Source organism: Kitasatospora sp. NPDC001159 (assembly GCF_053598235.1).
In genome coordinates this window covers 54492-67799 of record NZ_JBSFJV010000041.1, presented here as the reverse complement: position 1 = coordinate 67799, position 13308 = coordinate 54492, and the positions used below count along the sequence as shown (strand labels likewise).

Sequence of the window (13308 nt, the reverse complement as noted above, 5' to 3'; positions counted from 1 at the left end):
GCGGCCCCCCCCCCCGCTCTCCCCCCGCGCGCCCCCCCCCCCCCCGCCCCGGCCCCCGCCCGGCGGGGCCCCCCGGGCCGGGAGGCTCAGGACCACTCGAAGTACAGCGTCGGCCGCACCGGCCGCGGACCGCCGGGCGCGGACAGGAACACCAGGTTCACCGTCGGCCCGGACGGCTCCTCCAGCCGCGGGCCGCGGATGCTCAACCCGAACCCGTTGATCGCCTTCCCCGCCGCCAGCCCCGCCCGCACCTCGCGGTACCAGGCCTCCAACGGCTCGACCGGCAGGCCCCAGTACACGGCCAACACGGGCGCGAATGAAGCGGATTCCCTTGGCGCAATTCTCCGTACTATGTATAGTGTACAGCGTACGGGGTAACCGTGCGCACTGACGAGAGGGCTCCGCCAATGCAGATCACCAGCACCGTCGTCTCCCTGACCGTCGAGGACGTCACCGCCTCCGCCGCCTTCCTCCAGCGGCACTTCGGCTACACCGAGCAGATGTCCGCCGACGGCTTCGTCTCGCTCGGCCACCCCGGCGGCGGGGTCAACGTCGTCTACCTGCGCCGCGGCCTGGAGGTCCTGCCCGAGGACCAGCGGAACCGGACCGCGGGCGGGGTGATCCTGGCGTTCAACGTCGAGGACATCGCCGCGGAGGAGAAGCGGCTGCGCGACGAGGGGGTCGAGATCACCCTGCCGCTGCTCGTGGAGCCGTGGGGCGAGAAGCTGTTCCAGGTCGCCGACCCGAACGGGGTCGTGGTCGAGCTGGTCGAGTGGGTCAAGGCGTAACCGCAACGGGAAGGCGCCCCCGTCCGATGTCGGACGGGGGCGCCAACTCGCTTGCGGGGACGGTCAGTCCACCGTCCAGGTGTCGTTGCCCGCCAGCAGCGCCGCCAGGTCACCGGGGCCCCGGTGGGCCGCGGCGGTGGCCAGCTGGTTCTCCATCAGCTCGTCGTACACCGGCCGCGAGACGTCCCGCAGCACACCGATCGGCGTGTGGTGCAGAGTGTCCGCGTCGGCGATCCGGGAGAGCGCGAAGGCGGTGGCCGGGCTGGCGGCGTGGGCGTCGTGCACCAGCAGCTCCGCCTCGTTGTCCGCGGTGACCGGGGCGACGAACAACTCGCCGTCCGGCCCCCGGAAGACGCCGTTCGCAGTCTCGCCGCCGAAGCGGATCGGCTGCCCGTGCTCCAGCCGGATCAGCGCCTCGTCGCGGGTGCCGGGCTCCTTCAGCACCTCGAAGGCGCCGTCGTTGAAGATGTTGCAGTTCTGGTAGATCTCCACCAGCGCGGTGCCCTCGTGCTCGGCCGCCGCCCGCAGCACCGACTGCAGGTGCTGGCGGTCCGAGTCGATGGTGCGCGCCACGAAGGAGGCCTCCGCGCCGATCGCCAGCGACAGCGGATTGAACGGCGCGTCCAGCGAGCCCATCGGGGTGGACTTGGTGATCTTGCCGAGCTCACTGGTCGGCGAGTACTGGCCCTTGGTGAGGCCGTAGATCCGGTTGTTGAACAGCAGGATCTTCAGGTTGACGTTCCGCCGCAGGGCGTGGATCAGGTGGTTGCCGCCGATCGACAGCGCGTCGCCGTCACCGGTCACCACCCAGACGCTCAGGTCCCGCCGGGAGGAGGCCAGCCCGGTCGCGATCGCCGGCGCCCGGCCGTGGATCGAGTGCACCCCGTAGGTGTTCATGTAGTACGGGAAGCGCGAGGAGCAGCCGATGCCGGAGACGAACACCGTGTTCTCACGCTTGATGCCGAGCTCCGGCATGAAGGACTGCACCGCCGCCAGAATCGCGTAGTCCCCGCAGCCGGGGCACCAGCGCACCTCCTGGTCGGTCTTGAAGTCCCGGGCGCTCTGCGGCCCTTCGGCCTTGGGCACCAGCCGCAGGGACGGGAAGCCGTTCTCGTTCATCGGTGGTCCTCCTCGTCCAGGGTGCCGATCGCAGCCCACAGCACGTCCGCCAACTGCGCCGCCTTGAACGGCAGTCCGCGCACCTGGTTGTAAGACTCGGCGTCCACCAGGTACTTCGCCCGCAGCAGCAGCGCGAGCTGCCCGAGGTTCATCTCGGGCACGATGACCTTCTCGTAACTGCGCAGCACCGAACCCAGGTTGGCCGGGAAGGGGTTGAGGTTGCGCAGGTGCGCCTGCGCGATCTCGCCGCCGTCCGCGCGCACCCGGCGCACCGCCGCGGTGATCGGGCCGTAGGTCGAGCCCCAGCCGAGGACCAGGACCCGGGCGTCGCCGGTCGGGTCGTCGACCTCCACCGGCTTGACCGTGATGCCGTCGACCTTGGCCTGGCGGGTGCGGACCATGAAGTCGTGGTTGGCCGGGTCGTAGGAGATGTTGCCGGTGCCGTCCTGCTTCTCGATGCCGCCGATCCGGTGCTCCAGACCGGCCGTACCGGGCACTGCCCAGGGGCGGGCGAGGGTGTGCGGGTCCCGCAGGTACGGCCAGAAGGCGCCGTCCTCGCGGTTTGGGCCGGTCGCGAACTGCGGGTCGATATCGGGCAGTTCGTCGACGGCCGGGATCCGCCAGGGCTCGGAGCCGTTGGCCAGGTAGCCGTCCGAGAGCAGGAACACCGGGGTGCGGTAGGTCACCGCGATCCGGGCCGCCTCCAGCACGGCGTCGAAGCACTCGGCGGGCGTGGCCGGGGCGACGATCGGCACCGGGGCCTCGCCGTTGCGGCCGAACATGGCCTGCAGCAGGTCGGCCTGCTCGGTCTTGGTCGGCAGGCCGGTGGACGGGCCGCCGCGCTGGATGTCCACGATCAGCAGCGGGAGTTCGAGCGAGACGGCCAGGCCGATGGTCTCGGACTTGAGCGCGACACCGGGCCCGGAGGTGGTGGTCACGCCGAGCGCCCCGCCGAAGGCGGCGCCGAGCGCGGCGCCGATGCCGGCGATCTCGTCCTCGGCCTGGAAGGTACGCACCCCGAAGTTCTTGTGCTTGGAGAGCTCGTGCAGGATGTCCGAGGCCGGGGTGATCGGGTACGAGCCCAGGTAGAGCGGCAGGCCGGAGCGCTGCGCGGCGGCGACCAGGCCGTAGGACAGGGCGAGGTTGCCGGAGATGTTGCGGTAACGCCCGGAGGGGAGCTTGGCCGGCGGCACCTCGTAGGAGACCGCGAAGGACTCGGTGGTCTCGCCGAAGTTCCAGCCCGCCCGGAAGGCGCTGATGTTGGCCTCGGCGATCTCCGGCTTCTTGGCGAACTTGCCGCGCAGGAACCGCTCGGTGCCCTCGGTCGGGCGGTGGTACATCCACGACAGCAGCCCGAGCGCGAACATGTTCTTGGCACGCTCGGCGTCCTTGCGGGACAGCCCGCTCTCCTTGAGCGCCTCCAGGGTCAGCGTGGTCAGCGGCACCTTGTGCAGGTGGAAGCCGTCCAGCGAATCGTCGCTCAGCGGGTCGGCCGGGTAACCGACCTTCGCCAGCGCGCGCTTGGTGAACTCGTCGGTGTTGACGATGATCTCCGCGCCGCGCGGCAGGTCGGGCAGGTTCGCCTTCAACGCCGCCGGGTTCATCGCCACCAGCACGTTCGGGGCGTCGCCCGGGGTGAGGATGTCGTGGTCGGCGAAGTGCAGTTGGAAGGACGAGACACCCGGCAGGGTGCCGGCGGGGGCCCGGATCTCGGCCGGGAAGTTCGGCAGCGTGGAGAGGTCGTTGCCGAAGGTGGCCGTCTCCGACGTGAACCGGTCACCGGTGAGCTGCATGCCGTCACCGGAGTCACCGGCGAAGCGGATGATCACCCGATCGAGTCTGCGAACGGGCTTGGCGCGCTTCGGCGGCGGGCCGCCCGGGGCGTGCGGACCGGCGGGCCCGTTCGCGCCGGGGTGTCCGTCACCGTTGCCGGTACGACCCTCGTCGCCGCCCGATCCGTCCACTGCCTCTGACTGATCGACCTGACTGGTCACTGCCGCGGACCTCCTCGTAGGCGCACCACCGCGGGCGCGGCCCCGTGCCCCGTCCGCCTGGTGCACCGCTCGCATCCTATGCGTGCGACCTTGAGCCCGACCGGAACTCCGGCAGGAAGTTGCAGCCGCCCGTTCCGGTGGCGCACATAGCGACAACGCACGGCCGCCGGAGATCATTCCGCGCTCCGGCGGCCGGTCCTGCGAGGCCCGTCGGACCGGGTCAGGAGTTCAGGTAGGTGAGCACCGCGAGTACCCGGCGGTGGTCCTCCGGGCTCTGGGCGAGGCCGAGCTTGAGGAATATGTTGCTGACGTGCTTCTCCACCGCGCCGTCGGAGACCACCAGCTGCTTGGCCACCGCCGCGTTGGTGCGGCCCTCCGCCATCAGGCCGAGCACCTCGCGCTCGCGCGGGGTGAGATTGGCCAGAACGTCGCCCTTGCGGCTGCGGCTGAGCAACTGCTGCACCACCTCGGGGTCCAGCGCGGTGCCGCCCTCGGCGACCCGGACGACCGCGTCGGCGAACTCGCGCACCTCGGCGACCCGGTCCTTCAGCAGGTAGCCGACGCCCCGGGTGGAACCGGCCAGCAACTCGGAGGCGTAACGTTCCTCCACGAACTGCGACAGCACCAGCACGCCCAGCTGCGGGTAGTGGCCGCGCAACTCCACGCAGGCGCGCAGGCCCTCGTCGGTGTGGGTCGGGGGCATCCGCACGTCGGAAACCACCACGTCCGGCAGGGCGTCGGCCGCCGCCAGGTCGTGGATGGTCTTCACCAGGGCGTCGCCGTCCCCGACGCCCGCCACGACCTCCAGGCCCCGATCGGTGAGCAGCCGGGTCAGACCCTCCCGCAGCAGTACGGAGTCCTCGGCGATGACGACGCGACGCATGGCGACCTTCCGGGCAGGCACGAGCTGACGGGAGTCAGTCTCCCCCATCCGCGCACGCCGCCGGAGGGCAAGGTCCGGATCGCCCCGTTCATGAGGAGCGATCGCCGGGCCCGGTCACATGGTGCGGATCGCCACCGCGTCGCAGAGCCCCTCCAGGGCCGCCTTCGCCGCGCAGTCCGGCAGCGGGGCGAGCAGCGCCCGGGCCTCCTCGGCGTGCCGCAGGGTCTCCCGGCGGGCGCGCTCCAGGGCGGGGTGGCGGCGCAGCAGGCGCAGCGCCTCGGCGTGTAGTTCGTCGTCGGCGAGGTCCTGGGTGAGCAGCTCGCGCAGCCGCACGTCGTCCGGGTCGTCCGGGTCGACGGGCATCTGCTCCAGCAGCAGGGTCGGCAGGGTCGGCACGCCCTCGCGCAGGTCGGTGCCGGGGGTCTTGCCTGACTCGTGGCCGTCGCTGGCGATGTCGAGCACGTCGTCGGCCAGCTGGAAGGCCATGCCGATCCGCTCGCCGAACTCGCCCAGGATGTCGACCTGCCAGGGCTCGGCGCCGGCCATCTGCGCTCCTATCCGGCAGGAGACGGCGATCAGCGATCCGGTCTTGCCCTCCAGCACGTCCAGGTAGTGCAGCAGCGGGTCCGCCTCCGGGCCCGGCCCGCGGGTCTCCAGGATCTGGCCGGTGACCAGCCGCTCGAAGGCCTCGGCCTGCATCCGCACGGCCTCCGGGCCGAGGTCGGCCAGGACCTGGGAGGCGCGGGAGAAGAGGAAGTCGCCGGTGAGGATGGCGACCGAGTTGTCCCAGCGGGAGTTGGCGCTCTCCGCGCCGCGGCGCACCGGCGCCTCGTCCATGACGTCGTCGTGGTACAGCGTGGCCAGGTGGGTCAGCTCGACGACCACCGCGGCGGGCACCACGCCGGGCGCGCCCGGGTCGCCGAACTGGGCGGCCAGCAGCAGGAGCAGCGGACGGAAGCGCTTGCCGCCGGCCTCCAGGAGGTGACTGGCCGTGACGGTGATGAAGGGGACGTCGCTCTTGACGGTTTCTCCGAGCGCCGCCTCCACCGCCTCCAGTCCGGCCTGGACGTCCCGGGTCAGGTCGCGGTCCTGCACGCTGAGCCCGAAGGGTTCCACGACGGTCACGAAGACCACTCCTCTGTCCCTGGTCGATCTAGCGGCCTGGTCCCTGAGTGCCGCCGCTGGCCATACAGGCAGGGTATCCGGTCGTGAGTGGATCACTGCACGGGCGTGCGGATCCCGTCATGATCGGGCCGGAAGGCCTGGTCAGGGCGGCTGTCGGGGTGTTGCGGCGGTGGGGGCGAATTCGTCTGGAAATAAAGGCTGGAGATCGGCCCTGACTTCCGGACCGATCTCCAGCAAACCGACCGGCGACGGTCAGTACGCGAACAGCGAGGCCTTGGACGCCAGGTCCAGGAAGTACTGCGGCAGCAGGCCGAGACTCAGCGTCACCAGCACCCCCACCCCGATCGCGGTCGCCGTGAAGGCGCTCGGGATCACCACCGTCGGGCCGCCCGGCTTCGGGTCCGAGAAGAACATCAGCACGATCACCCGGATGTAGAAGAACGCGGCCACCGCCGAGCTCAGCACACCGACCACCACCAGCGGCGTCGCCCCGCCGGCCGCCGCCGCCTGGAACACCGCGAACTTCCCGGTGAAGCCGGAGGTCAGCGGGATCCCGGCGAAGGCCAGCAGGAACAGCGCGAACACCGCCGCCACCAGCGGCGAGCGCCGCCCCAGCCCCGCCCAGCTGGACAGGTGGGTCGCCTCGCCCTTGGAGTCGCGCACCAGGGTGACCACGGCGAAGGCGCCGAGCGTCACGAAGGAGTACGCCAGCAGGTAGAACAGCACCGAGGACAGGCCCTGCTTGTTGACGGCGATCACACCCGTCAGGATGAACCCGGCGTGCGCGATCGAGGAGTACGCCAACAGCCGCTTGACGTCCTGCTGGGTCACCGCCAGCACCGCGCCCACCACCATGGTGAGGATCGCCACGCCCCACAGTACCGGCCGCCAGTCCAGCCGCAGGCCCGGGAAGGCCACGTAGAACAGCCGCAGGAAGGCCCCGAAGGCCGCGACCTTGGTGGCCGCCGCCATGAAGCCGGTCACCGGGGTCGGCGCGCCCTGGTAGACGTCCGGGGTCCAGGAGTGGAAGGGCACCGCGCCGACCTTGAACAGCAGGCCGACCGCCAGCATCGCCAGGCCCGTCAGCAGCAGCGCGTCGCTCTGGGTGGTGCTCAGCTGCGCCGGGGTGGTCATCGCCTTGCCGGAGATGACGTCAGCGATGTCGCCGAGCTTCACGCTGCCCGCGTAGCCGTACAGCAACGCGGTGCCGAACAGGAAGAAGGCCGAGGCGAAGGCGCCGAGCAGGAAGTACTTGACCGCCGCCTCCTGGGAGAGCAGCCGGCGGCGGCGGGCCAGCGCGCACAGCAGGTAGAGCGGGAGGGAGAAGACCTCCAGCGCCACGAACATCGTCAGCAGGTCGTTGGCGGCGGGGAAGAGCAGCATGCCGCCGACCGCGAACATGGTCAGCGGGAAGACCTCGCTGGTGGTGAAGCCGGACCTGATCGCGGCCCGCTCCTGCTCGCCGCCGGGGGTGGCGGCGGCCTGGGCGGCGAAGGCGTCGGCGGGCAGCCCGCCGCCCTTGGGCTCCAGCTTGCGCTCGGCGTAGGTGAGCACCGCGACCACCGCGACCAGCAGGATCACGCCCTGCAGGAACAGCGCCGGGCCGTCCAGGGCGACCGACTCCATGGCCAGCAGGTCGATCCGGGGCGCGCCGTGGCCCTGCGCGGCCAGCACCACCACGGCGGTGAACGCGCCGATCAGGGCGACCAGTGCGAGCGAGACCTGGGTCCAGTGCCGCAGCCGCCGGGGCACGAAGGCCTCGACCAGGATGCCGGCCACGGCGGCGCCGAACACCACCAGCATCGGGGAGAGTTGGCCGTACTCGATGTGCGGCGCCGGGATGCTGGGGGTGTTGCCGCCGGCGGCGGCGAGCACTGCGGTGACGCTCACTTCTGCTCACCTCCTGAGGTGGCGGCGACCGGGTGGGCCGGCGCCGGGTCGGTCTGGTGGACCTGCGAGAGGGTCGCGTTCACCGAGGGGTTGACCAGGTCGGTGAGCGGCTTGGGGTAGACGCCGAGCAGGATCGTCAGCGCCACCAACGGCGCCACCACGGCGAGTTCGCGGGCCCTGAGGTCGGGCATCGTACGGACCCCGTCCTTCACCGGGCCGGTCATGGTGCGCTGGTACAGCAGCAGGGCGTACAGCGCGGCCAGCACGATGCCGAAGGTGGCGACGATGCCGATCGCCGGGTAGCGGGTGAAGGTGCCCACCAGCACCAGGAACTCGCTGACGAACGGGGCCAGCCCCGGCAGCGACAGAGTGGCCAGGCCGCCGATCAGGAAGGTCCCGGCGAGCACCGGGGCGACCTTCTGCACACCGCCGTAGTCGGCGATCAGCCGGGAGCCGCGGCGGGAGATCAGGAAGCCGGCCACCAGCATCCACGCGGCGGTGGAGATGCCGTGGTTGACCATGTAGAGGGTCGCGCCGCTCTGGCCCTGGCTGGTCAGGGCGAAGATGCCCATGATGATGAAGCCGAAGTGCGAGATCGAGGCGTAGGCGACCAGCCGCTTGATGTCCTTCTGGCCGACCGCCAGCAGCGCGCCGTAGATGATCCCGATCAGCGAGAGGACCAGGATCGCCGGGGCGAAGGTCTTCGAGGCGTCCGGGAACAGCCCGAGGCAGAACCGCAGCATCGCGAAGGTGCCGACCTTGTCCACCACGGCGGTGATCAGAACGGCGGTCCCGGCGGTGGCCTCGCCCATCGCGTTCGGCAGCCAGGTGTGCAGCGGCCACAGCGGGGCCTTCACCGCGAAGGCGAAGAAGAAGCCGAGGAACAGCGCCTTCTCGGCGGTACCGGTCAGCTGCAGCTTGCCGCCGGCGATCGCGTTGGTGAGGGTCGGCAGGTCGAAGGTGCTGAAGCCCTGGTCCTGCGCGATCACGTACAGCCCGATCACGGCGGCCAGCATCACCAGACCACCGAGCAGGTTGTACAGCAGGAACTTGACGGCCGCGTAGGAGCGCTGGCGCGCCGACTCGGGGCCGCCGGCCCGGTCTCCGAAGCCGCCGATCAGGAAGTACATCGGGATCAGCATGGCTTCGAAGAACACGTAGAACAGGAAGAGGTCGGTGGCGTAGAAGGAGACGATCACCATCGCCTCCACCGCCAGGATCAGGGCGAAGAAGCCCTGGGTCCTCCTTCGCCCCTCAAAAGTGTCCGGGTCGAAGGTGCCGTCGGGGGCCGCGGGCGCCGGGTCGGCGTCGTGCCAGGAGGCCAGCATGACGATCGGCACCAGGACGGCCGTCAGCAGGGCGAGCACGGCGCCGATGCCGTCCACGCCGAGCGAGAAGCTGATGCCGAAGGAGCGGATCCAGCTGTACGACTCGGTCAGCTGGTAGCGGGCGCCGTGCCCGTCGAACCGGGTCGCCACCACGACGGCCAGCGCCAGGGTGACGGCCGAGACGCCCAGGGCGACGGCCTTGGTGGTGGTGCGCCGGGACTCAGTCGACCCGGCGGGCAGGGCGGCGGTCAGCACCGCACCGGCCGCCGGGACGGCGCAGGTGGCGGTCAACAACACGCTCATGCGCCCACCTCGCTTCGCTCGGCAGGGGCATTCGCCCACACGCGGCATTCGACGCTTCGCTCGCTCATGAGCCTGACCTCCCGACGCGTTTCAGGACGAGTCATCACACGGACCTCATCAGGAGAGTCGAGGCGACCAGCACCAGCGTGCCGCCGAACATGGAGAGCGCGTACGAGCGGACGAAGCCGTTCTGGACCCGCCGCAGCCGACTGGACAGGCCCCCGATGGTGGCGGCCAGACCGTTGACGAAGCCGTCCAGGCCGCGGCTGTCGAAGTAGACCAGTGTCGCGGCGAGCGCCGAGCCCGGCCGCACCAGCACCGCGTGGTTGAAGTCGTCCTGCAGCAGGTCGCGGCGGGCGGCCCGGGTGAGCGGGGAGCCGACCGGCGGGACCACCGGGACGGGCGAGCGCCCGTACATCAGGTAGGACAGGCCGACGCCGGCCAGCATGCAGACCGTGGTCAGCCCGGTGACGGTCCACGAGCCGAGCGGCGAGTTGCCCTCGCTGTACCCGGTGACCGGCTCCAGCCACTTCAGGAAGGAGTCGTTGAAGGCGAACAGCCCGCCTGCGAAGACCGAGCCGACGGCCAGCAGGACCATCGGGACGGTCATGGTCCCCGGCGACTCGTGCGGGTGCGGGAGGTTGCCCTCCTCGTCCGGCTGCCAGCGCTTCTCGCCGAAGAAGGTCAGCAGCATCACCCGGGTCATGTAGAACGCGGTGACGGCCGCGCCGACCAGGGCGCACACGCCGAGGATCCAGCCCTCGGTGCCGCCCTTGGCGAAGGCGGCCTCAATGATCTTGTCCTTGGAGAAGAAGCCCGACAGGCCCGGGAATCCGATGATCGCCAGGTAGCCGAGGCCGAAGGTGATGAAGGTGACCTTCATGTGCTTCCACAGGCCGCCGTAGTGGCGCATGTCCACCTCGTCGTTCATGCCGTGCATGACCGACCCGGCGCCGAGGAACAGCCCGGCCTTGAAGAAGCCGTGGGTCACCAGGTGCATGATCGCGAAGGCGTAGCCGATCGGGCCGAGCCCGGCCGCCAGCACCATGTAGCCGATCTGCGACATGGTCGAGCCGGCCAGTGCCTTCTTGATGTCGTCCTTGGCGCAACCGACGATCGCACCGAACAGCAGCGTGACCGCGCCGACCACCACCACGGCGGTCTGCGCGTCCGGCGCCAGGTCGAAGATCACCGAGGAGCGGGTGATCAGGTAGACGCCGGCGGTCACCATGGTGGCCGCGTGGATCAGGGCCGAGACCGGGGTCGGACCCTCCATCGCGTCCCCGAGCCAGGACTGCAGCGGCACCTGGGCCGACTTGCCGCAGGCCGCCAGCAGCAGCATCAGACCGATCGCGGTCAGCTTGCCCTCGCTCGCCTGGGACGCCCCGCCGAAGACCGGGCCGAAGGCGAAGGAGCCGAACTCGGCGAACATCAGCATGATCGCGATCGAGAGGCCCATGTCGCCGACCCGGTTGACGATGAAGGCCTTCTTCGCCGCCGTCGCCGCGCTCGGCTTGTGCTGCCAGAAACCGATCAGCAGGTACGAGGCCAGGCCCACGCCCTCCCAACCGAAGTACAGCAGCAGGTAGTTGTCGGCCACCACCAGCAGCAGCATGGCCGCCAGGAACAGGTTCAGGTACGCGAAGAAGCGGCGCCGGCGCTCGTCGTGCGCCATGTAGCCCACCGAGTACAGGTGGATCAGCGTGCCGACGCCTGTGATCAGCAGGACGAAGGTCATCGACAACTGGTCGAGCTGGAACGAGATGTCGGCCTGGAAGCCGTTCACCGGGATCCAGCTGAACAGGTGCTCGGCCACCGCCCGGTGCTCGGCGTCGCGGCCGAGCATGTCCGAGAACAGCGCCAGGCCGAAGCCGAACGAGAGCGCGGCGAGCGCGGTGGCCAGCCAGTGGCCGAACCGGTCCAGTGCCCGGCCGCCGAGGAGCAGCAGGGCGGCACCGGCCAGCGGAGCCGCCACCAGCAGCGGAATGAGAGAGTTCACCGAAGGCCCTCCGCCTACAGCTTCATCAGGTTGCTGTCGTCGACCGAAGCGGAGTGCCTGGTCCGGAAGATGGAGACGATGATGGCGAGGCCGACCACGACCTCGGCCGCCGCGACCACCATCGTGAAGAACGCGATGATCTGGCCGTCCAGGGTCCCGTGCAGCCGGGAGAAGGTCACCAGCGCGAGGTTCGAGGCGTTCAGCATCAGCTCCACGCACATGAACAGCACGATCGCGTTGCGCCGGATCAGCACCCCGGACGCGCCGATGGTGAACAACAGGGCCGACAGGTACAGGTAGTTGACCGGGCTCACCGCACGCCCTCCTCGTCCGCCCCGCCGGCCTGGCCGAGGCTGGTGCCGTTGGTGCCGTTGGTGCCGTTGGTGCCGTTGGTGCCGTTGTTGCCGTTGTTGCCGTTGGTGGCGCCCGCCAGCTCCAGCGACTTGCGCGGCGGCGCCACCGCCGACCGCTCCGAGGACGGACGGCCCAGCCAGTCCGCCGTGGTGTTCTCCAGCTCCGCCATCCGCTGCAGCATCGCCTGGCTGACGTCCCGGATCTGGCCGCGCTCGCGCAGCGTCGCCATCACCGAGTCCTCGGCGACGGTGCCGTCCGGCAACAGCGCCGGAACGTCCACCGCGTTGTGCCGGGCGTACACGCCCGGGGCCGGCAGCGGCGGCACCTGGAGGTTGTCCTTGACCCGCTGATCCGCCAGCTCGCGCTGGGTCTTCGGGGCCTTCACGTGCTCCCGGTGGGTCAGCACCATCGCGCCGATCGCCGCGGTGATCAGCAGCGCGCCGGTGACCTCGAAGGCCCAGACGTAGCGGGTGAAGATCAGCCGGGCCAGGCCCGGCACGTTGCCCTCGGCGTTCGCCTCGGTCAGCCCGGTGAAGTGGTTCAGCTTCGCGTGGGCGATCCCGGCGATCAGCAGCACGCCGAAACCCAGCCCGCACAGCACCGCGGCGAACCGCTGGCCCTTCAGCTGCTCCTTCAGCGAGTCCTCGCTGGTGACGCCCACCAGCATCACCACGAACAGGAACAGCATCATGATCGCGCCGGTGTAGACCACGATCTGCACCACACCCAGGAACACCGCGCCCTGCGCCATGTAACAGACCGCCAGCGACATCATGGTCGCCGCCAGGCAGAGCGCGCTGTGCACGGCCTTGCGCATCAGCAGCATGCCGAGCGCGCCGCCGACCGCGATCACCGCGAGCACCCAGAACTGGACGGCCTCACCAGTGGAGGTCGTCCCGGTCCCGGCCGCGAGATGCGTGATCACTGCTGCACCTCCTTCTCCCGGTCGGTGCGCTCCTGCTGGACCGTCCCGGGCGCCGCCGCGATGATCTCGCCCCGGTAGTACGCGCCCTCGTCGGAGCCCGGGTAGATCGCGTGCGGGGTGTCGACCATGCCCTCGGACAGCCCCACCAGCAACTGCTCCTTGGTGAAGATCAGGTCCCGGCGGGAGGAGTCCGCGAGCTCGTACTCGTTGGTCATGGTCAGCGCCCGGGTCGGGCAGGCCTCGATGCACAGCCCGCACAGGATGCAGCGGGCGTAGTTGATCTGGTAGACCGCGCCGTAGCGCTCACCCGGCGAGTAGCGCTCCTCGTCCCGGTTGTCCGCGCCCTCCACGTAGATCGCGTCAGCCGGGCAGGCCCACGCGCACAGCTCGCAGCCGATGCACTTCTCCAGGCCGTCCGGGTGCCGGTTCAGCTGGTGGCGGCCGTGGAAGCGCGGAGCGGTGGGCTTCTTCTGCTCCGGGTACTGCTCGGTGAGCCGCTTCTTGAACATGGCCTTGAAGGTCACGCCGAAGCCGGCGGCCGGGCCGAGGATCGACGGCCGGTCGGCCCGCTCGGCCCTGCCCGTCTGGTCGGACGACATC

The 13308-nt window shown here is 70.4% G+C and carries 12 protein-coding genes; 1 reads left to right on the top strand and 11 read right to left on the bottom strand.

The features are described from left to right. Window positions 1–86 precede the first annotated feature (86 nt). Window positions 87–308, bottom strand: a complete 222-nt coding sequence (locus ACWC9T_RS21885; protein ID WP_449822707.1) for a hypothetical protein — start codon at window positions 306–308, stop codon at window positions 87–89. 99 nt (window positions 309–407) lie between these two features. Here ACWC9T_RS21885 and ACWC9T_RS21880 point away from each other — a divergent pair, with 99 nt between their 5' ends. Then, window positions 408–788 (top strand): VOC family protein, encoded by a 381-nt coding sequence (locus tag ACWC9T_RS21880; RefSeq protein WP_449822706.1) that lies wholly within the window; start codon window positions 408–410, stop codon window positions 786–788. 63 nt (window positions 789–851) lie between these two features. On the opposite strand, the gene ACWC9T_RS21875 is transcribed toward ACWC9T_RS21880, so the two are convergent. From ACWC9T_RS21875 to nuoI, 10 genes are all read right to left on the bottom strand, one after another. Further along, entirely contained in the window at window positions 852–1907 is a 1056-nt protein-coding gene (locus tag ACWC9T_RS21875; protein WP_449822705.1) for a 2-oxoacid:ferredoxin oxidoreductase subunit beta, read from the bottom strand. Then, entirely contained in the window at window positions 1904–3901 is a 1998-nt protein-coding gene (locus tag ACWC9T_RS21870; protein WP_449822704.1) for a 2-oxoacid:acceptor oxidoreductase subunit alpha, read from the bottom strand. Before ACWC9T_RS21870 ends, ACWC9T_RS21875 begins: the two co-directional genes overlap by 4 nt. A 220-nt stretch (window positions 3902–4121) precedes the next feature. Beyond that, window positions 4122–4784 (bottom strand): response regulator transcription factor, encoded by a 663-nt coding sequence (locus ACWC9T_RS21865; protein ID WP_355670136.1) that lies wholly within the window; start codon window positions 4782–4784, stop codon window positions 4122–4124. A gap of 114 nt (window positions 4785–4898) precedes the next feature. After that, window positions 4899–5909, bottom strand: a complete 1011-nt coding sequence (locus tag ACWC9T_RS21860) for a polyprenyl synthetase family protein (protein WP_449822703.1) — start codon at window positions 5907–5909, stop codon at window positions 4899–4901. A gap of 252 nt (window positions 5910–6161) precedes the next feature. Further along, window positions 6162–7799, bottom strand: a complete 1638-nt coding sequence (nuoN, locus tag ACWC9T_RS21855; protein WP_449822702.1) for an NADH-quinone oxidoreductase subunit NuoN — start codon at window positions 7797–7799, stop codon at window positions 6162–6164. Further along, window positions 7796–9430, bottom strand: coding sequence for an NADH-quinone oxidoreductase subunit M (locus ACWC9T_RS21850; RefSeq protein ID WP_449822701.1), 1635 nt, complete (start codon window positions 9428–9430; stop codon window positions 7796–7798). The genes nuoN and ACWC9T_RS21850 overlap by 4 nt, the downstream gene beginning before the upstream one ends. Window positions 9431–9533: 103 nt before the next feature. After that, complete coding sequence (gene nuoL, locus ACWC9T_RS21845; protein ID WP_449822700.1) at window positions 9534–11429, bottom strand: NADH-quinone oxidoreductase subunit L; 1896 nt, start codon at window positions 11427–11429, stop codon at window positions 9534–9536. A gap of 14 nt (window positions 11430–11443) precedes the next feature. Next, a complete protein-coding gene (gene nuoK / locus ACWC9T_RS21840; RefSeq protein WP_449822699.1) occupies window positions 11444–11743 on the bottom strand; it encodes an NADH-quinone oxidoreductase subunit NuoK in 300 nt (99 codons plus the stop codon). Next, window positions 11740–12705 (bottom strand): NADH-quinone oxidoreductase subunit J, encoded by a 966-nt coding sequence (locus ACWC9T_RS21835; protein ID WP_449822712.1) that lies wholly within the window; start codon window positions 12703–12705, stop codon window positions 11740–11742. Before ACWC9T_RS21835 ends, nuoK begins: the two co-directional genes overlap by 4 nt. Then, window positions 12705–13307 carry an NADH-quinone oxidoreductase subunit NuoI gene (nuoI, locus tag ACWC9T_RS21830; RefSeq protein WP_449822698.1) on the bottom strand — a complete coding sequence of 201 codons (603 nt, stop codon included), beginning with the start codon at window positions 13305–13307 and terminating at the stop codon, window positions 12705–12707. The genes ACWC9T_RS21835 and nuoI overlap by 1 nt, the downstream gene beginning before the upstream one ends. Window position 13308: the final 1 nt, after the last annotated feature.

Coding starts and splice junctions, on each gene's coding strand:
- ACWC9T_RS21880 (WP_449822706.1), top strand. CDS start 408: ATGCAGATCACCAGCACCGTCGTCTCCCTGACCGTCGAGGACGTCACC.
- ACWC9T_RS21875 (WP_449822705.1), bottom strand. CDS start 1,907: ATGAACGAGAACGGCTTCCCGTCCCTGCGGCTGGTGCCCAAGGCCGAA.
- ACWC9T_RS21865 (WP_355670136.1), bottom strand. CDS start 4,784: ATGCGTCGCGTCGTCATCGCCGAGGACTCCGTACTGCTGCGGGAGGGT.
- ACWC9T_RS21850 (WP_449822701.1), bottom strand. CDS start 9,430: ATGAGCGTGTTGTTGACCGCCACCTGCGCCGTCCCGGCGGCCGGTGCG.
- nuoI (WP_449822698.1), bottom strand. CDS start 13,307: ATGTCGTCCGACCAGACGGGCAGGGCCGAGCGGGCCGACCGGCCGTCG.